The sequence below is a fragment of the Halogeometricum borinquense DSM 11551 genome, assembly GCF_000172995.2.
GTDB lineage: Archaea > Halobacteriota > Halobacteria > Halobacteriales > Haloferacaceae > Halogeometricum > Halogeometricum borinquense.
Window position 1 is genome coordinate 1,066,082 of record NC_014729.1, and the last position, 18,492, is coordinate 1,084,573.

Sequence of the window (18,492 nt, forward strand, 5' to 3'; positions counted from 1 at the left end):
TCTTACTCCTTGAGTGCGCCTGCAGTGAGTCCGCTCACGATGCGTTCCTGGGCGATAATGACGAGAATCGCGACGGGAAGGACCCCGACGATGCTCGCCGCCGCCATGAGGTTGTACGGGGTGTCGAACTGCCCTTGATACTTGAGAATACCCGCGACGATAGGTGCCCACGAGGACGCCTCGCCGTTGTTCATCAAGAAGGAGAAGAAGAACTCGTTGTAGACGCTGATGAACGTCAGCACGCCCGCTGTCGCCACGCCGGGTGCCGAAAGCGGGATGATGACCCGAAACAGCGCGCCGAGTCGAGTTGTTCCCTCGACGCGCGCCGCATCCTCCAACCCGTCGGGAATCTGCCCGTAGAAGGTTGTGAGGATGAATATCGACAGCGGCATGAACAGCGCGCTGAACGGGAACACCATCGGCGCCGGCGTGTTGAACAGGTCCGGCGACGAGACGGTGATCGGTCCGAGCACGATGTCTGTCCCGCCCGTGAACAACTCGAACAGGGGCAGGAAGAACGCCGCTGGCGGGAAGTACGAGATAGCGAGGATGCCGAGCATGAGTGCCGTCCGGCCGGGGAACCGGAGACGACCGAACACGTAGCCTGCAAGACTCGCCAACAGCAGGACGATGACGGTCGTCGCTATCCCCAGCACGAAACTGTTGAACATGAACAGGTGGAACGGTACCCGCTCGAACATGGTGATGAACACCTCGGGATTGAACCCCTTCGGCAACAGTCCCATGTCCCTGATGAGTCGATTCGGCGTCAGTGCCAGCACTAACAGCCAGTAGAACGGGAACAGCGTGGTGACGAGGAAGAACAGCGTCGCTACGTAGAACATCGCTCTGTACGCACGCTTGGGGTTCTTGATGACCGTACTTACCCAGCGCTCAAGCGGCCCCTTTCGTATCTCCGCGTCACCGCCTTCCTCGAACACGCCGCCTTGGTCTTGTGTCGCCATCTTAGAATCCTCCCTCCGCATCGGCGAATTTCACGATGTACACCGAGACGACGATGCCGATGAGTCCTGCCGTCACGAACGCCACCGTCGCCGACGTGCCGTACATCGAGTTGTTGAACGTCGTCACGACCAGACACGATAGCGACGGCACAGTCGTACATCCGGCCATCGTTTCGATGATACCGTAGACACGCATCGCCGCGATGGTGCGGAACAGCATCGCAACTAACACCGTCGGCAGGATGAGCGGGAACGTTATCATCTTGAACTGTTGCCATTTCGATGCGCCGGCGACGCGAGCCACGTCGTACAGCGACCGGTCGATGCTCTGCAGGCCCGCGAGGATGAGCAGTGCCATGAACGCCGTCGTCTTCCAGACGTCGGCCACGATGATGAGGAACAGCGAGTCCGACGTGTTACGAAGCGGCGTGAAACTGAGTCCGAGCGTGTTCAGGATTGCCGGATTCTCCTGGGTCCCGATGAGAAAGCCGATGTTCGGCTGGAACATCAGGAACCAGATCATGCCTTGGATGACGATGGGCACCGCCCATGGAATGATGATTGCAACGCGAACCCACCGCCGACCGCGGAAGTCCTGATCGAGAATGAGCGCCTGTGCGAAGCCGATGATCGTCTCGAACAGGACGCTGAAGGCGGTAAAGACGAGCGTTACCATCAGTGCGCTGGAGTAAATGCCAGTCACGAACGGAAACGACGACGAGAGTCCGGGCAGGAACGCCGACGGAAGCGCAAAGTCACGTGCGCCGGAGAACAGCGCGACGTAGTTTTCGATCCCGACGAACTGGCCCAACCTCGCCGTTCCGGTCAACTGGTCGGCGTACAACGAGTAGCCGAACGTCTGTATGAGGGGGTACACTGCGATGACCAGAAGCAACAGCAGCGCTGGCGTAAGCAGGAAGTACGCGAACTGCGTCTCCGTCAGTGACTCCATCCATCGGATGAAGGAGATGTACGGACCAGTTCTGGTACGCTCCCGAACTGTGTCCCCTGATTCTTGCTCTGTTGCCATTGTATGTCCTGTGTTATCTTATGTCTATCCGAACAGCTAGGCGCTTTGTTCGATCTGTTCGAGCGTATTCTTGAGGTCGGACATCGCCTGTTCGGGCGATTTCTCTCGTGCGTAGGCCGCGTTGACCTCGGTGGCGATTTTACTGGACTGCTGCGGCCAGACGACCGTCACCGGCCGGGGAATAGCGTTCTCACCCGCCACCTTCAGTTGCGAGAGGTAGCGGCCGATGACCGGGACCTCCGCGGCGCGGTCGGAATCGAGCAGGTCGGGTTCCGGCGGAATCCAGCCGATAATCTCGAATATATCGAGCTTGAACTGCTCGGTCATCATCGCCTTCATGACCTGCAACGCCGCCCGCTTTTGCAGCTGTGAGGCGTTCGGGTTCAGGGTGACGTGCCATCCGCCGAGCGCCGCAACTGGACCGCCCGTCATCGGGTACTGGGCTTCCTCAGCGGTCACCCCGTACGGAATTGGCATGACGCCGAGGTCTTCTCCGAACACGTCCTCGGCACCGTTGATGTTGATCGAGTACGGCCAGTTGCGGTGCATGATGGCGTCACCGCCTGTGAACGGCTTGCGCGATGGCTCCTCGGTCCACTGGAGAACTGCCTCGGGAGCGATGTTCCCCGTGATACCGTCGAGCGCGTGTTCGTCGTCCTCACCGTTGATGAGCGTCCGAACCATTTTGATGGAGTCGAGAACAGGTTGCTCGTCTACGGTGACAGGGCGATCCCCGACAGGTCCGAACAGGTTCTCTGCGGGATTGCCGAAGAACGCGCCACCGTACGAAGTCATGAACTCGTTGAAGTCACAGCAGGAGAGTCCCTCGTAGACGGACGCTTGGAAAGTATACCCGTACTGGGTGTCTGGATTGGCGTTCATCGCCTCCTTCGTGATTTTCGAGAACTCCACCCACGACATCGACTCGGTGGCCCACGTCTCGAAATCCGAGTCCCCGTAGCCTGCGTTCCGAAGCAGGTCCTTGCGGTACTGCATCGTCGGAAAATCAGGGAACAGCGGGATGCCGTACAGGTCGCCGTTGGCTCCTTTCGCTGTTCCGACGCTGGCCTCGAAGTAGTTTTCCTCGACGCGGGAGGTCATGCTGTCGGGAAGCGTCTGCGAGAGGTTCTGAAGTTGGTTCCGAGCGATGAACGGAATCGTCCATCCGCTGTCCATCATCAGAAGCGTCGGCTGTTCCCGTCCCGACGAGAGCCACTGCTGATACTGGTTCTGTCGGTTGTTCGTTACTTGAGAGCCGGCGATAACCTCGACGGTGATGTTGTCGGGGAGACCTGCCTCACGCAGTGATTGAAAGATTGCTTCCCTGTTGTTATTGACGCGTGTATCCGCTGCCCACTGTACCGTGACATCCTCGCTCGGCGCTTCCGTGTTGATCGGTGTCTGACTACCTCCGGCCTCCGTTTCTGTCTGATCACCACCTGTACCGCTGATGCAACCCGCCAAGCTGGCGGCAACACCGGACGCACCAGCCGCCTTCACGAATCGTCGTCGTGAGACGGCACTGCGCTTACGGCTACGTCCATGTGTGTCAATGTCATCCATTACAGTTCGTACTGTTTGAATCAGGATTATTTATAGTTTTGGTGCTAGTAACTACAGCTGTTGTAGTAATCTCTGTGTCACTACTTGAATCGGCGATATGAATCATTTTCCAGCGGCTACAGCCACTAATCAATATCTCCTGTTAGCTCACCATACAATATGACAGCCATAACCATAATGTTTATTCGTGAAATAATAACGGGAGACGGAGTCCGCAGTGCAGTCCGACCGAGACAAAACGGCTTTAGTCCCACCTCAGCTATCACCGCAGAGAGATGGAGGCGCACACCCGGGAATACTTAGAGGGGCGGTTCGGTGACTACTACCGAGGTGCCGACGTTGCCCTGCCACCCACGCCTGAGCGCCGCGAGTGGGGATATATCCCGTGGAGTGCCGGGGGAACGACGATGGTCCGACACCAGTCGCTGCTCGACATTGGCAACCTCGGTGACTTTTTGACGCGGACGGCCCCGCAGCACGTCTACTTCTCCGCTGCGCGGTTCAATGATCCCGGTGCGGGGACAATGGACGAGAAAGGGTGGCAGTCGGCCGACCTGGTGTTCGACTTGGACGCCGACCACCTCCCGGGCGTCGACCCCGAGACGACCTCCTATGCGGATATGTTGGCTGCGTGTAAAGACGATCTGTTGAGCCTCCTCGATATCCTGGAGAACGACTTCGATTTTACTGACACACAGGTCGTTTTCTCGGGGGGCCGCGGGTACCACGTCCACGTACGCGACGAGAACGTCCGCGAACTGGACAGCGATGCCAGGCGGGAGATTGTCGATTACGTCCGCGCCATCGACTTAGATGTCGAGGGACTCATCGGCACGGAGTCGAATCGCGGGACGACCCGGCGCGTCCTCCGCCGACACGGTGGATGGGGCGCGCGCGTTCACGACAGACTCCTCGAACTCGCCGAAAATCTGCGCGAGATGGAAGAAGAGGCGGCCCTCGAACGGTTACAGGAACTCCAAGGCATTGGTGAGGGCCGCGCGAAGACGATCTTAGGACAGATACACAACAACTTCGAGGCCATCCGCGAGGGGAACGTCGAGGCGGGCGGTCCCGGTACGCGCATTCTCGTGAATGCCCTCGCCGAGGAGGCGGTCACCGCGGAGACGGCACCGATTGACGAACCGGTAACGACGGACACGAAGCGTCTCATCCGCCTGCCCGGCAGTCTGCATGGCGGGTCCGGACTCCGCGTAAAGACGCTCGAACGCGACGAAGTCGCGGACTTCGATCCGCTCGAAGACGCGATTCCGGACCGCTTCCGCGGAGAAAAAATCAAGATTCGCGTGACCGAACCCGGTCCCGTCGAATTCGACGGCGATAGTTTTACACTCAGTGCTGGTGACCAATCGGTGAAAGAATGCCTCGGCGTCTTTCTCATGGCCCGTGGGCGTGCTGAAAAGGAGACAAAATGAATTTAGACGAGTTACGGAGCGTCCGGCGGACAGAGCGACAGAAGGACAGCCTCCAGCATCTCCGCGACTCGTTCTACGAGGACGTTGCGGACTATATCGCCCAGCAGAAGGCCGAACGGAAGCGCGCCGCCGACCGGGCGGACGATCCGTTCTCGGACCCCGAAGTCGGCCGCCTCACCGACGAAATCGAGACGGCAGAGGATGTCGTCGAGGCGATATACGAACGCCGAGTCGGCAAAGTCGTCAAACTCGCCTCCTTCGCTGCGGCGGACATGAGCGCGGATACGAACGGTCTCACCGCAGAGGAGCGCGACCTGTTCGATGACTTGGTGAGCCGGATCAAACAGAACCGCGAAACCGTCTTGGACGTTCTCGCGGGCAAGCGCTCCGGATCTGCGACGACCACCGAGATGGGGAACACGTCGAGTGGCGGTACTGACGTACCGGCTGCCGAGTCCACCTCGCAGACGACACCCGACGAGGTACCACCCGCAGACCCCGGTACCGACGAAACACCACCGCCACCACCGGAGGTCGATCCGGAGGCGGACTCCCAGACACCAGCGGATGGCGCTGGTGACGTTCTCGCGGACGCGATGGGCGACGGACCCAGCGCGGGAGACGAGACCCCGGTTCGTGACGATACTCCCCCGACAGACACGTCGTCTGCGACTCCCGAATCGATGGCCGACGGTGCGACAGCCACCGATACGGCGGCCACCGATTCGACGGACGGTGACCGACCGACCACCGAGGCCGAAGCCGTCGCGGCCGAGCAACCGTCTAACGATTCTACGGACTCTGCGACCGAGGCGGACGACACCGAACGCGTCACACTCCGAATCACCCAAGACGTGGGTCAGATTCTCGGGGTGGACGAGCGCGAGTACGACCTCGCAACCGAGGACGTTGTGACGCTGCCGACGACGAACGCGGACCCACTTCTCGAACGCGGGGCTGCCGAACGTCTCGACTGAATCGGGCCGTCGCCACTGTCTGGCAAGCCTCGGCCGACTGCCGACCGGCGACGTTTTTACGCTCCTCCCCGACCCGTGAGTCATGCTCAACGTCGGTGACGAAGCCCCGGATTTCGAGTTGCAGAATCAGGACGGCGAGAAAGTGTCGCTCTCGGACTTCGAGAACGAGTACGTTGTCGTCTATTTCTACCCGCGCGCGAACACGCCGGGATGTACCACCGAGGCGTGCGAGTTCCGCGACGCCTCAAACGAGTTCGAGGCACACGACGCAACGGTCCTCGGAATCAGCGACGACCCTATCTCCGACCTCGAAGAGTTCGCGGATGACCACGACCTTTCGTTCCCGCTCCTCTCGGACGAGGACGGTGCAGTCGCGTCGGCGTACGACTCCTACGGTGAGAAAAACATGTTCGGCAACACGTTCGATGGCGTGTTCCGGAACTCGTACGTCGTCGCACCCGACGGGACCATCGCGTTCGCCTACGAAGGTGTTTCGCCTGAAGGGCATGCAGAAGAGATTCTCTCGGACCTCAAAGCCCACCGCGAGTCGAGCGACTAGTCAAACAGTCCGACGCGAGTCCGCAGTAGAAGCCGATCAAGCATGAAGGACGGCAGCGCTGTCACCAAAGTCACTGTCGGATGCCATCGTCAGTTGACTCGTCGGCGTTGCGGTGACAGACGACCCACAGTCCTGCCGTCCCGGCATTCAGTTGTCGTTCGGCGACGTACACGGTGAGAAACGTCCGACCGTGGGCGGCGGTGTCGGACCAGTCGTCGAACGTATCGTTACAGTGTGCATTGCTGCACAGTTGGTGGGGCGATTGCTGACGACAAAAATATTCGCAGAAGAATATTTTTGTACCTAATGTGATATTAACTCGCCGCGGTTTCGATACTAGTTTCGATTCCCGGCAGATTGGCTCTTCTGTGGCACTCTCGGTACCTTCGGTATCGGTTACGAGCTTGGTACTTCGTTAGTATGAGAACGAGGGGGACTACGAAAGCGCGGAGCGACACAACATGGCCACTGACGAACACACCACGTTTCCGGTGAAATAAACCTGCAACTAGTGGTCCGTGTCATTGGGGAGAAGAACGTACCTCTACATAGAAGCACTGAGTGATAAAAGGGCATCGGTCGGCGGAGATTCACCCGCGGTCCCGCGGGTGAATTTCTTGGCCGAGAGTTGGTGGCGAAGTCGCCGTATCTGCGATTACTGGAACGTCCGGCCGACTTTTTCCTCAGGATCGCGTTCGACGTCGCTCTTCTGGAACCGCTCTTCGATTTCCTCGTACCGACGGCGCGTCTCTTGGGTGACGCTCGGGTTGACTTCGTCGAGTGCCGCCTCGAAATGATCCATGGTGACGCGGACGTTGCCGATGGACTCTTCGACTTCTTCGGGTTCCACGCTGTTGATGAACTCCCGACTCGCAGCCATCGATGCCTCGCGGCAGACCGCTTCGATGTCGGCCCCGACGTAGCCCTCGGTCTTGCGGGCGAGTTGGTCGAGATCAACGTCGTCTGCCAGCGGTTTGTGCTCGGTGTGTACCTCGAAGATGGCGTGCCGTGCCTCCTCATCGGGAACAGGCACGTGGATGTGCCTGTCGAGTCGCCCCGGACGCAGAAGCGCCGAATCGATGAGATCCGGCCGGTTGGAGGTGGCGATGACGACCACGTCTTCGAGCGACTCCAGCCCGTCGAGTTCGGTCAGGAGTTGCGAGACGACGCGTTCGGAGACGCCCGAATCACCGGAGCTTTGGCCGCGCTCGATGGCGATAGAGTCAATCTCGTCGAAGAACACCACGGTCGGGGCGTTCTCGCGCGCCTTTTTGAATATCTCACGGACACCCTTCTCGGACTCGCCGACGTACTTGTTGAGCAGTTCTGGCCCCTTCACGGAGATGAAGTTGGAATCGGCCTCGTTGGCGACAGCCTTCGCCAGAAGGGTCTTCCCCGTCCCCGGCGGCCCGTAGAGCAGGACACCCTTCGCCGACTGCATGTCCATCTTCTCGTACACCTCGGGGTACTCCAGCGGCCACTGGATGGTCTCGCGGAGGCGCTCTTTGGTGTTTTCGAGGCCACCGACGTTCTCCCACGTCACGTCGGGAACTTCGACGAACACTTCGCGGAGCGCGGAGGGTTCGATACCCTTCATCGCGTCCTTGAAGTCGTCCTCGCGGACCTCTAGCGACTCCAGGACGTCGGTATCGATCTCGTCCTCGTCGAGGTCCAACTGCGGGCGGATACGCCGTAGAGCGTTCATCGCGGATTCCTTGGCGAGGCTCTCGATGTCCGCGCCGACGAACCCGTGCGTAATCTCCGCGTACTCGTCGAGGTCTACGCCCTCGGCGGTCGGCATGTTCCGCGTGTGGACCTGTAGAATCTCTTTACGGCCCTCCTTGTCGGGGACGCCGATCTCGATTTCGCGGTCGAACCGGCCTCCGCGCCGAAGCGCCGGGTCGATGGCGTCGACGCGGTTCGTCGCGCCGATCACGACGACTTCTCCGCGTTCGTCTAGCCCGTCCATCAGCGAGAGGAGTTGGGCAACGACGCGCCGTTCCACGTCACCGCCAGCCTCACCGCGCTTGGGTGCGATGGAGTCGATCTCGTCGATGAAGACGATGGCCGGCGCGTTCTCTTCGGCATCTTCGAATATCTCGCGGAGTTGCTCTTCGGACTCGCCGTAGTACTTCGACATGATCTCCGGACCGGAGATCGTGTGGAAGGACGCGTCTATCTCGTTGGCGACGGCCTTGGCGATGAGCGTCTTCCCGGTGCCCGGCGGACCGTGCAGGAGCACGCCTTTCGGCGGGTCGATGCCGAGGCGCTTGAACAGTTCCGGGTGCCGCATCGGAAGTTCGATCATCTCCCGGACCTGTTCGAGTTCTCTGTCGAGGCCGCCGATGTCCTCGTAGGTTACCGACGGGCCCTCACTGGTGTCACGACCCTCAGCGCCGTGAATCTCCTCTGCGGGTTTCTGGCTTATCTGGACCTCCGTGGAGTCGGTGATAACGACGGTGCCGTCCGGTTGCGTGGAGGCGATTTTAACCGGCACCGACTGGTTCGAGGAGGCCATGAATCCGAATCCAAGGGGAAGTTGGATGCTCTGCCCCTTCGTGACGGGCTGTCCGGAGAGCTTGTCGCGGATGTACGTCCCGACGTTGCCGCCGATACGGAGGTTCTGCGGCAGGGCGATAGAGACGGTTTTTGCGGGCTTTACGTCCGCGGGTTCGACCTGTACGCGGTCGTCGATGCCGACGTTCGCCTGTTGGCGAAGTCGGCCGTCGATACGAACGACGCCACTGCCGCGGTCCTCGGGGTAACCGGGCCACACACGAGCGATGGCGGTGCCGCCGTCACCCTCGATGCGGATATAATCGCCGCCTTCGAGACCGAGTTCTTCGGCGGCAGCGCGATCAATCGCCGCAAGTCCACGACCAGCGTCTTTCTGCTTCAGTGGTTTGACAATGAGCTTCATTTTTGAACGGTGATAGTGAGTATGCCGTTGTTCGTCGAAACCGACGCGTCCTCACCGGGAAGTTCGAATTCCGTCTCGGTAACTCTGTCGCCCATCTCGGCGACGACGATGGCGGTCGTACCGACGATGTCCACGTCCACCTCGTCGCCAAACGCGCCGAGGTCGGCGGCGACGACCCAACTGTCTTCGTACTCGTAGCGGCGGAGGAATCCCTCGTTGCCGCCGACGAACTGTTGCATATCCATGATATTTCCTAACCAGAGGTTAGCATTGAGAGAATATATACTTGTCGCCGAGAACCGCCCCACGTGGTGGGGGTAGAGACGTTACGGTTGAATTGCGGTTCACACAATTCGGTGATCGAACGTTCCGTGTAAATGGCCTCGGGGTCAAGTGGTTCGAGACGCGTAGCGTCTCGTCATCACGGAAATCAAAGATTTCCGTTCGACCCCGAGGCTTTCGCGTGGACTCCCGGTCTAACTGCCAAGAGCAGTAGACGAATATTCGCCGTTCACGTTCAGCGTCCCGCGATTCAAGCGCACATCTACGGATGCGCCTCCATCGTCCGCGTTTTGCCGACGACGGAGATACTGCAAACCGATGTTCTTGGAAGCGTTGTAGTCAGCGTGGTTCTCGTACCCACACTTCTGACAACAGAACGCTTCCCCAGACCGATTGTCGCTATGGGTAAACCCACACGTCGAACACCGCTTCGACGTGTTGCGTGGGTCAACCTGTACGGCTTCCACGCCGTACTCCTCAGCTTTGTATTCGACGTATTCGTAGAGGCGTCGGAACGCCCATACGTGTTGCCACGTCGCCTTCGGGATGTTCTCCCGAATGTGGGTCAAGTCCTCGAACACGATATGCGAGCAGTCGTATTCGACGGCCTCCTCGATGAGTTCGTTCGCCACCGAGTGCAGATATATCTCGAATCTCCCCGTCTCTTTGTGACCGACACTCTCGATGTTCTCGTGAGCGTGACGCGAGCCGCACTGTTGGAGCGATCCACGGCGTTTCTCGTACTCTCTGCGCCAGTGGTTGAACTCGTCTGCCGACCAGAAGCGCCCTGTTGAAGCGACGGCGAGGTTGTTCACGCCCAAATCCACACCAAGAACTGTTCTGTGCTTGGAATCGGATTCGGGGTCGTCGCTTTCTTCGACCTTCCGCATGGAAGCGTGCAAGTACCAGTCGCCGTCGCGGTACTGTAAGTGCGCCATCCGAAACTCGAAATCCTCGTCGGAGACGTACTTCGTTGGTGGTTTCTCCGAGTCGTCGGGAAGGATGTAATCGCACTCGATACGTCCGTCAACGGTAGAGAGGGAAACGTGGTCGCGGTGGAACGTTGCACTTCGCTTGTCGTACACGGCGCTATCTGCTGAGAAGTAGGGTCGTGAGGTTCTCTCGCCACGCTTGAGGCGTTCAACTCCGCTTTTGACGGCTTCAACCGCCCGTCGAATCCCTTTCTGGATGAGATTCGCGGTGAGGTTGGTTTCGTTGCGGAGTTGGTCGTAGAGAGCTTGTTCGGCTTTGGCTTTGGATGTGACGTGGTATCCGTCGTCGTCACTAGAAACGCCGCGCGTTTCTGGTTGGCAGCCAGATTCTACAGGAATCTGGCGACGCCCGTGCCAGCACCACTCGCTTGCGGTGTTGGCGCAGTGTTTGAACTGCTCGACAGTCTCATGGAGAATCGGATTTGCTCCTTTGGGAGTGTCGAGTTTGATGACGGCGGTTCGACGGTATTCCACTGTGTTTCACATATCGCTGAGAGGTAGCCTACCTTCGTAACGTGGTTTGTGCCCTTAGTTGTCGGCTTCCTCCCCGAGGTCAAGCCTCGGGGCATCCGCCTTGATCTTTTCTGTGAAGTTTATCACCGGACGGCGTGAACGTTGTCTATGGACACCGTCACACACCACGGACGCGAGACGGCGTACCGAGTCTCCGACCGCGGCGCGGCGGGACCGACGCTTCTGTTCGTCCACGGAAGCGGAGGCACGCACGCCGTCTGGAAGTCCCAGTTTCGTCTTTCCGACGAGTTTCCGGTCGCCGTCCTCGACTTGAGCGGTCACGGCGAAAGCGACGATATCGATGCCGAACCAGGATACGAGACGTGTTCTGCCTACGTGGACGATGTCGTCGCCGTCGCTGAGGAAGTTGATGCGTCCGTCTTAATCGGCAATTCGCTCGGCGGTGCCGTAATTCTCACGGCGCTCCTCGAACGAGAAGTCGATGTTGACGGACTCATTCTCGCCGGGACGGGTGCGAAGCTTGCCGTTCTCGATGACCTGTTGATGTGGCTCTCTAATGACTTCCCCCGTGCTGTGTCGTTCTTGCACGACTCGGATCGGCTGTTTCACGACCCGGAGCACGAGTACGCGATGCTCTCGCAGGAAGCGATGCAAGACGTCGGGCGCGCAGTGACAGAGCGCGACTTTCGGACCTGCCACGAGTTCGACGTTCGGGACGAACTCGACGCGGTCGATGTGCCGACGCTGGCCCTCGTTGGTGAACACGACAGGCTCACTCCTCAGTCGTATCACGAGTATTTCTGCGAGGAGATGCCGGACTGCGAACTCGGAATCGTTGAAGACGCCGCGCACCTCTCGATGCTGGAGCAACCCGAGGCGTTCAACACGGCGATACAGGACTTCGTCAACCGCCGACTGGAGTAGGCGTCGTCGCTGTCAGTACAGGTCGTCTAACTCGTCCACGACGTGACTGTGTTCGTCGGCCGGGAAGCCGCCGGATTCGACATCTTCGCGGTACGCCGACACCGCGTCAAGCATCTGCTCGCGGACGTTTCCGTACTGCTTCGAGAACGGCGGCGAGTACGAGGACAGACCGAGCACGTCGTCGACGACCAACACCTGTCCGTCGCAGTCAGATCCCGCGCCGATGCCAATCGTCGGAATCGAGAGGGCGTCGGTGACCTGTGCCGCGAGATTTGCAGGGATGTGTTCGAGAACCAGTGCGAACGCGCCCGCTTCCTCGTGTTTTCTGGCCAAGTCGAGGATTTCGTGGCCTTCATCGCGTGTCGTCCCCTGCTGGGTGTAGCCCGTCTCTTTCACTCGTTGGGGCGTCAGACCGAGGTGTGTCATCACCGGAATCCCGAGTTGGACGAGTCGTTCGGTGAGTTCGACCGTGTGACTTCCCGACTCTAACTTCACCGCATCCGCGCCCGCTTCCTTTACCATGCGCCCGCAGTTCTCGATGCTCGTCGCCTCGTCCACGCCAACGGAGAGGAAAGGCATATCCGCGACGACGAGCGCGTCGTCCGCGCCGCGCGAGACGGCCGCCGTCCGCGATGCCACCTCGTCTACCGTAACCGGAAGCGTCGAGTCGTATCCGAGGTCGGTGTTGCCCATACTGTCACCGACGAGAAGCACGTCGATACCCGCCTCGTTCGCTACGCCGGCGGTCGTCGCGTCGTATGCAGTCAGCATCGTTATCGGCGTCGTCCCCGCTTTCTCGCGTACGTCACGTACCGAGGTCATGTGATATCGGACTCTATTGTTCGTGTTAAGCGTCTCGTTGTCAGTTCTGCCATATCGATTATTAATATTTATATGCGTATCAGAACCGGCACGCATTAACCCCCGACAGACGAACGAGACGCTGTGCCACGCGTCGAACGAACGAACCCCGATGGCGTTGATTACGGGTGGGTGATGCAGACGACGTTCGTCGTCACCATTCTCGTCGGGTCGCCGACCGTCGCCGCGCTCTCAATCGCCTACGAGCTTCCAACGTGGGCCGCGCGCGCCTCGTTTGCGATCCGTGTCGGTGCCGTCATCTGGATACTCACCGCGATTTCCGCCTTCATCTACGCGAAGCGAACTGACGCGGGCGACGGCGGGACGCCACCCGAAGCGGACATCGAGATGGACGACTGACAGGCTAGCCGGGCGAGCGTGAGACGCCGACTCCCGGAAGTACTTTGTCCCAACTCTGTGACCTGCAGGTATGATTGACGACACGATAGAGGAAATCAGGGAGATGCAAACACACAGTTCCTCGGTCGTCGCCGTCAAGGCCACGCGGGCCCTGACGGAACTGCTCGACCGCGACCACGCGACGGTCGAGGAGTACGAGCGAGACCTCGAACGCAACGTCGGGGCGTTAAAGCGAGCGAACCCCTCGCACGCGTCGCTCTACAACGCAATGGAGGGTGTTCTCACTCGCGTCACAGGCGAGGCGTCTACCGTGGACGAAGCGAAAGAACTCACCGAATCGGCCGTCGAACGCGTCGTCGAGGACATCGAGAACGGGAAGTCACGAGCGGCGGCTAACGCCGCGAAAACGTTCAAAGACGGCGAAACGTTCCTCACACACGATTACTCTTCGACCGTGTTGGAAGCCGTCGAAATCGCGGCCGCGGATGGGAACCACATGACCACGTACGTCACCGAGGCACGCCCGCGCTACCTCGGCCGAAAGACGGCACGGACGCTCTCGGGTATCGACCGCATCGAGCCACATCTGATCGTGGACGGCGCAGCGGGCATCTTCCTCGAAGAGTGCGACCGCGTCGTCGTCGGCATGGACTGCATCGTTGAGGACACGCTGTACAACCGCGTCGGCACGTTCCCCATCGTCGCTACCGCGGCGCAACTCGACATCCCCGTCACCGTTGTCGGATCGGGTGCGAAGATTGTCGATGACGGGTTCATCTTCGAAAACGAGATTCGCTCCACGGCGGAAGTGTCGTTGGAACCCGTCGAAGACGTTTTCATCGAGAACCCCGCCTACGACGCGACGCCGACGGAACTCGTAGACGAGGTCATCACCGACGAGGGCGTCCGCACGTTTTAAAAGACAGCTACCGACGCTCCGAAGACGCTCCGAACCGGTATCAGCCTAATCCGAGTCGGCGGCGGCCACGCTTTCGGTGTCGGAGTGGTCCGCACCGTCCCCACCAGAGTTATCTGTACTGTCAGTATCGCCAAGCTCGAAGCCGGACATCGACGCGTACAGTGACGCGTACGTGCCTTCGGCAGCGACTAACTCTTCGTGGGTGCCGTCTTCGACCATGCGCCCGTCAGCAACGGTGTAGATTCGGTCGGCGTCCACGACGCTTCCGAGTCGGTGTGTCACGACGACGAACACGCGGTTACGCGTCGCCTCACGGATGCTCCCGAGAACGGACTCCTCCATCCGCGCGTCGAGGTTACTCGTTGCCTCGTCAAACACCACTACGTCCGCGTCTCGGAGGAGCGCGCGCGCGATGGCCACGCGCTGTTTTTGTCCGCCCGAGAGGCGTACGCCGTCCTCGCCGAGAACGGTGTCGTATCCGTCCGACAACCCCTCCGCGAACGCTGTCACGCCCGCGTCGGCGCAGGCACGTTCGAACGCTGATTCCGAAGCCTCGGGCGCGCTTGCAAGGACGTTGTTCCGAAGCGTATCGTCGAAGATGTACGGGTCCTGCCGGACGACAGCGAGACGGTCGCGCCAGTCGTCAACTCGAACAGTCGAGAGGTCGGTTCCGTTTACTCGAATCGTTCCCGTGTCGGGAGCGTACAGACGAGCGAGAAGCGAGACGATGGTTGACTTGCCCGCGCCCGACCCGCCGACGATAGCAATGAATTCTCCGCGCTCAGCCCGGAGACTCACGTTCGAGACGCCTTGGTCGCCATCCGGATAGCGGAAGGAAACGCCGTCGAACGCGACCGATTCGACGGGTGCCGGTACGTCGGCGTCACCCCCGCGGACGGCCCGGGCAGCAGCCAGTTCGTCCAGTTCGCGGAGCGTCTCGACCAAGTGCGGAAGTTTGCCGTCGAGACCGTATAGTTGTGACTGAAGCGATGAGACACCGGGACCGAGACGGAGCATCGCAAAAAGCAGCAGGCCGACTGCGCCCAACGAGAGTGCCGCCCACGTCAACGCGAGATAGACGGCGACGAGAACGACGACGGCGGCGGCGAATCGGTGGAGATTCGAGACGATGGCCTGGTTGACGCGAAGGCCGACGACGGCGTCGATGTAATCGTCCAACGCGTCAGTGTAGCGTGTCGCGGCCACGTCGTCTAATCCGAACAGCCGCACGTCGCGGATGCCCTGTACGCCCGCCTGCGCGTGCGCTTGAATCTCCGTATTGGCCGCTGCGATGCTGCTTCCCGCCCCGTACGCAGACCCGACGACGGAGCGAACACCGACCGTAATGACACCGAGAAGAGCGGCGACAGCGGTCGTGAGGAGCGGGTCAACGGCGAGAGCGAGGATGAGATACGTAAAGACGAGCAACGTGCGTTCGACCACAGAGAGGACACTCGACAACACCGTCGCCGGATAGTTCGACTGCGTGACAAGCGTGTTCAGCAGTTCGTCGGACCCGCGTTCGTCCACGTACGAGAGGTCCGCATCAAGGATGCCACGGAAGACACCCGTCTTGAGACTGCGGATATAGTCGGCGACGAGTTGCGCTTGCAGATAGCGGACGAACGTCGCCATCCCGAATCGGAGTCCGAGTGCGAGAGCCGCGCCGCCGAGAAGCGTCTCGAACGTGAACGGAACGCCCACAGCGCCGTACGCCGCCGCAAACCACGAGACGACGGTCTGGTCGGACGCCACAGTGAGCGATGTGCGCCCGGCTTCGACCAGCGGAAGCAGAAAGCTCAGTCCGACTCCCTCGAAGACAGCGACGACGAGGCTCAGTGCAACGACCCCGCCGAATCGTGTCGGGTCGTAGGAGATGACAGTCCGAAGTGCGGCGAGCTTCTCTCCGAGCGTCGCAGACGGTGCTTCCGAGGAACGTTCGTCGCTCACCGGCGACCACCCGGGCGGTGTGCCCGCACGGCATCTGTGTGGGTCACCAGTACGTTCATGCGAGAAAAGGCGTCCGAGAGGCGGTTAAGTATGGGTCGCATTACGGGCCCTAGCTGTTCGTTTCGGACGGCGGATTGGACGGTAACAAATAGCAAGTCAGACGAGGCGTGCCGAGCGGAGGAAATCAACAGTCGGAGAGGGACAAATAGAGGGTGCAGGCGAGGAGGACCGAATAAAGAGAGCAGGCAAGAGGACCGAATGGGGGAGCAACGGGATGAACCAACGGACGAGAATCAACGAGGGCAGTCACCAGCGGAAATACAACAAACGAGGATTCTCGAGGATGACTCACCACTGCGAGTATCGATCCACCGACGAATGGGCTACGATTCGTACTGCTTCGGTGGGATGCTCGCGTCGTAATCGTTGTAAGTCTGCGTCTGTTCGTGAACGGTTCCGTAGGTTTCGAGCGTCGGGCGGTCGTACGTCATAGTTCGAGGTCTGGACACCTCACTGGATACCTGTCCGGTTTCGGTGTTAGTTACTCTCGCATGAACTGACAACCCATATATCAGTTCAGACCATATACAATTGTTCACAACCACCAAATACTGTTACCTTCGGGGTTAGCCGTGCCCATACTAGACGCGTTCTATCATCACAGTCTCAATAACCAATGGCGTCTCAGCCGTCAGTTCCGGCAATGAGTCTCGCACGCCACTCGGAGACGGTCGAACTAGACGATCAAACCTATCTTGTCCGGCCGTTTCAGTCGGACGACGAAAGTGGTCTCCGTGGCGTCTACGAGTCGGTAAGTGGCCGGGATCCCGGACACGAGTGGTTCGAGACGATGTACGGCTCCGAGAGTCTATTCGAGGACGCACCCATCGTCGTCATCGAATTCGAGGGAGACATCGTCGGCATGCTCCCGTCAGTTGCGTACCGAGTTCGGGTCGGTGAGAAATCGGCTATCGGCCTGCTCGGACGCGACGTAATGGTTCACCCGGAACATCGCCGCCGTGGAGTGTTCACCGCGGCGACGAACGTCGCTCTCGGAGGATATCTCGACTATGGAGAGGCGACGTTCATCTTCGGCCACATGAACGAACAGTCTCGCCAAGCGTGCGAGGAGATGGGTTGGAACATCCCGTCGATGCAACCGCAGTTCATCCGGCCGCGGAACGTCCGCGACTTCGTCCGCACTCGGACGGGGCAAAATCGGAGTCTCCGCGGGGCGCTGACGGCGACAACGCTTGCGGGCAACACGCTCGTCCACGATGCCGTCCGACGCGAGCGCGGCCTCTGCCGTCCAACTGATACGCTCGACGTGCAACGCGTCGATGGCGTACCCGCAGACAGATTGACTCGACTCCACGAGACGGCCACCCCGGAGACTATTCATCCGATTTTCGACGTACAGACGATTCGAGCGCACTTTTCGGACCCTGATTTCACCGGGCTTCGGACGTACGTCGCCGCGCGCGGCGGTTCGGACGTGGCGGCTCTCGTCGTCTCCGAGCGGCGGTGGCACCGAACACGCTGGCATTCAATCGTCCACGTCGCTCCGCTCTCCGGTGGCAAGACGCGCAAGCGCGCACTCGCCGCGCTTCTCGAACGCGCTCTGACGGACAAAAAGGGAAGTGACAGCGCTACCTCCGCCGACGCTTATCGCGTCGCGGTTCCGTTCCCGTCGGACCTCCTCCGGTCGTTCGGCTTCCTCTCGGACCGGACGTTCCCGATGTCGCGGCTCGAACCGCCGCGACTCTCACTCGGGTACCGCGTCATCAACGACGGACACGGGATTCGTGCGGCGCTCGCCGACGACAGTCACCATCTCTGGCACGTGGCGATGTGAGTCGCCGCATCGGTTCGAGGCAACAATGAGCCAGAGAAAGCAGGGACAGATGAGAGACGGTCTCAGAGGAACTGAATACCGCCCGCCCCTGAACCGAAATCGGTCGTTCGGGGTGGTTACGCCGTTTCCGTGACTTCGGCCAGCCCGGCGTCAACGAGGGTTTCGACGTACTCGCGTACGTCGGCCGCCGCCACTTCCGACTCGATATCGTACTCCTCCTCGATGGCGGCCGCAACGGCCTCGACCGTCTGTGGTTCGTCGATGAGTTCGAAAATCCGCGTTCCGACCGGGTTCATGCCGTGGTACAGTCCGGTGTCGAGGTTTAACAGGAGTCGTTCGCCACCCACGTCGGCGGCAACGACATCGGCGGACGCAACTACCGTTTTCTCGGGTGCAATGGCTGTCATAGTGAGTAGAACGGGCGGTTG

16 protein-coding genes are annotated in these 18,492 nt (G+C 60.2%); 7 read left to right on the forward strand and 9 right to left on the reverse strand.

The genetic code is table 11. From position 1 onward, the window contains the following. Positions 1 to 2: 2 nt before the first annotated feature. The 3 genes from HBOR_RS05545 to HBOR_RS05555 all read right to left on the reverse strand — a co-directional run bounded on the left by HBOR_RS05545 (position 3) and on the right by HBOR_RS05555 (position 3,495). Entirely contained in the window at positions 3 to 965 is a 963-nt protein-coding gene (locus HBOR_RS05545) for a carbohydrate ABC transporter permease (RefSeq protein WP_006053963.1), read from the reverse strand. 1 nt (position 966) lies between these two features. Further along, positions 967 to 1,917 carry a carbohydrate ABC transporter permease gene (locus HBOR_RS05550; protein WP_006053964.1) on the reverse strand — a complete coding sequence of 317 codons (951 nt, stop codon included), beginning with the start codon at positions 1,915 to 1,917 and terminating at the stop codon, positions 967 to 969. A 114-nt stretch (positions 1,918 to 2,031) separates the two neighbouring features. Continuing rightward, positions 2,032 to 3,495 carry an extracellular solute-binding protein gene (locus HBOR_RS05555; RefSeq protein ID WP_006053965.1) on the reverse strand — a complete coding sequence of 488 codons (1,464 nt, stop codon included), beginning with the start codon at positions 3,493 to 3,495 and terminating at the stop codon, positions 2,032 to 2,034. Between the two features lie 338 nt (positions 3,496 to 3,833). Between HBOR_RS05555 and priS the strand changes: the two genes are divergently transcribed. The 3 genes from priS to bcp all read left to right on the forward strand — a co-directional run bounded on the left by priS (position 3,834) and on the right by bcp (position 6,527). After that, positions 3,834 to 4,991, forward strand: coding sequence for a DNA primase small subunit PriS (gene priS, locus HBOR_RS05560; RefSeq protein WP_006053966.1), 1,158 nt, complete (start codon positions 3,834 to 3,836; stop codon positions 4,989 to 4,991). Beyond that, the gene (locus HBOR_RS05565; protein ID WP_006053967.1) at positions 4,988 to 5,968 is read left to right on the forward strand and encodes a DNA replication complex subunit Gins51; all 981 of its coding nucleotides are present in this window, start codon (positions 4,988 to 4,990) and stop codon (positions 5,966 to 5,968) included. The genes priS and HBOR_RS05565 overlap by 4 nt, the downstream gene beginning before the upstream one ends. Positions 5,969 to 6,050: 82 nt before the next feature. Beyond that, positions 6,051 to 6,527 (forward strand): thioredoxin-dependent thiol peroxidase, encoded by a 477-nt coding sequence (gene bcp / locus HBOR_RS05570; protein ID WP_006053968.1) that lies wholly within the window; start codon positions 6,051 to 6,053, stop codon positions 6,525 to 6,527. Positions 6,528 to 7,182: 655 nt separating this feature from the next. Here bcp and HBOR_RS05575 read toward each other — a convergent pair. The 3 genes from HBOR_RS05575 to HBOR_RS05585 all read right to left on the reverse strand — a co-directional run bounded on the left by HBOR_RS05575 (position 7,183) and on the right by HBOR_RS05585 (position 11,195). Next, the gene (locus tag HBOR_RS05575; protein WP_006053970.1) at positions 7,183 to 9,447 is read right to left on the reverse strand and encodes a CDC48 family AAA ATPase; all 2,265 of its coding nucleotides are present in this window, start codon (positions 9,445 to 9,447) and stop codon (positions 7,183 to 7,185) included. Next, complete coding sequence (locus tag HBOR_RS05580) at positions 9,444 to 9,692, reverse strand: Hsp20/alpha crystallin family protein (protein ID WP_006053971.1); 249 nt, start codon at positions 9,690 to 9,692, stop codon at positions 9,444 to 9,446. Before HBOR_RS05580 ends, HBOR_RS05575 begins: the two co-directional genes overlap by 4 nt. A 231-nt stretch (positions 9,693 to 9,923) precedes the next feature. Beyond that, entirely contained in the window at positions 9,924 to 11,195 is a 1,272-nt protein-coding gene (locus HBOR_RS05585) for an RNA-guided endonuclease InsQ/TnpB family protein (RefSeq protein ID WP_006053972.1), read from the reverse strand. A 147-nt stretch (positions 11,196 to 11,342) separates the two neighbouring features. On the opposite strand from HBOR_RS05585, the gene HBOR_RS05590 reads away from it, so the two are divergent. Further along, positions 11,343 to 12,119 (forward strand): alpha/beta fold hydrolase, encoded by a 777-nt coding sequence (locus HBOR_RS05590; RefSeq protein WP_006053973.1) that lies wholly within the window; start codon positions 11,343 to 11,345, stop codon positions 12,117 to 12,119. 12 nt (positions 12,120 to 12,131) lie between these two features. Here the strand turns inward: HBOR_RS05590 and panB are convergent, their stop codons facing one another. Next, complete coding sequence (gene panB / locus HBOR_RS05595) at positions 12,132 to 12,941, reverse strand: 3-methyl-2-oxobutanoate hydroxymethyltransferase (RefSeq protein WP_006053974.1); 810 nt, start codon at positions 12,939 to 12,941, stop codon at positions 12,132 to 12,134. A gap of 123 nt (positions 12,942 to 13,064) precedes the next feature. Here panB and HBOR_RS05600 point away from each other — a divergent pair, with 123 nt between their 5' ends. Continuing rightward, entirely contained in the window at positions 13,065 to 13,340 is a 276-nt protein-coding gene (locus HBOR_RS05600) for a DUF5822 domain-containing protein (RefSeq protein WP_006053975.1), read from the forward strand. A 70-nt stretch (positions 13,341 to 13,410) separates the two neighbouring features. After that, entirely contained in the window at positions 13,411 to 14,259 is an 849-nt protein-coding gene (locus HBOR_RS05605) for a translation initiation factor eIF-2B (RefSeq protein WP_006053976.1), read from the forward strand. Positions 14,260 to 14,304: 45 nt separating this feature from the next. Here the strand turns inward: HBOR_RS05605 and HBOR_RS05610 are convergent, their stop codons facing one another. Beyond that, complete coding sequence (locus tag HBOR_RS05610; RefSeq protein WP_006053977.1) at positions 14,305 to 16,209, reverse strand: ABC transporter ATP-binding protein; 1,905 nt, start codon at positions 16,207 to 16,209, stop codon at positions 14,305 to 14,307. Positions 16,210 to 16,912: 703 nt separating this feature from the next. Here HBOR_RS05610 and HBOR_RS05615 point away from each other — a divergent pair. Then, entirely contained in the window at positions 16,913 to 18,064 is a 1,152-nt protein-coding gene (locus tag HBOR_RS05615; RefSeq protein ID WP_006053979.1) for a GNAT family N-acetyltransferase, read from the forward strand. 116 nt (positions 18,065 to 18,180) lie between these two features. Here HBOR_RS05615 and HBOR_RS05620 read toward each other — a convergent pair whose 3' ends face one another. Beyond that, positions 18,181 to 18,471: a PqqD family protein gene (locus tag HBOR_RS05620; RefSeq protein WP_006053980.1), complete on the reverse strand. Its 291-nt coding sequence runs from the start codon at positions 18,469 to 18,471 to the stop codon at positions 18,181 to 18,183. Positions 18,472 to 18,492 lie beyond the last annotated feature (21 nt).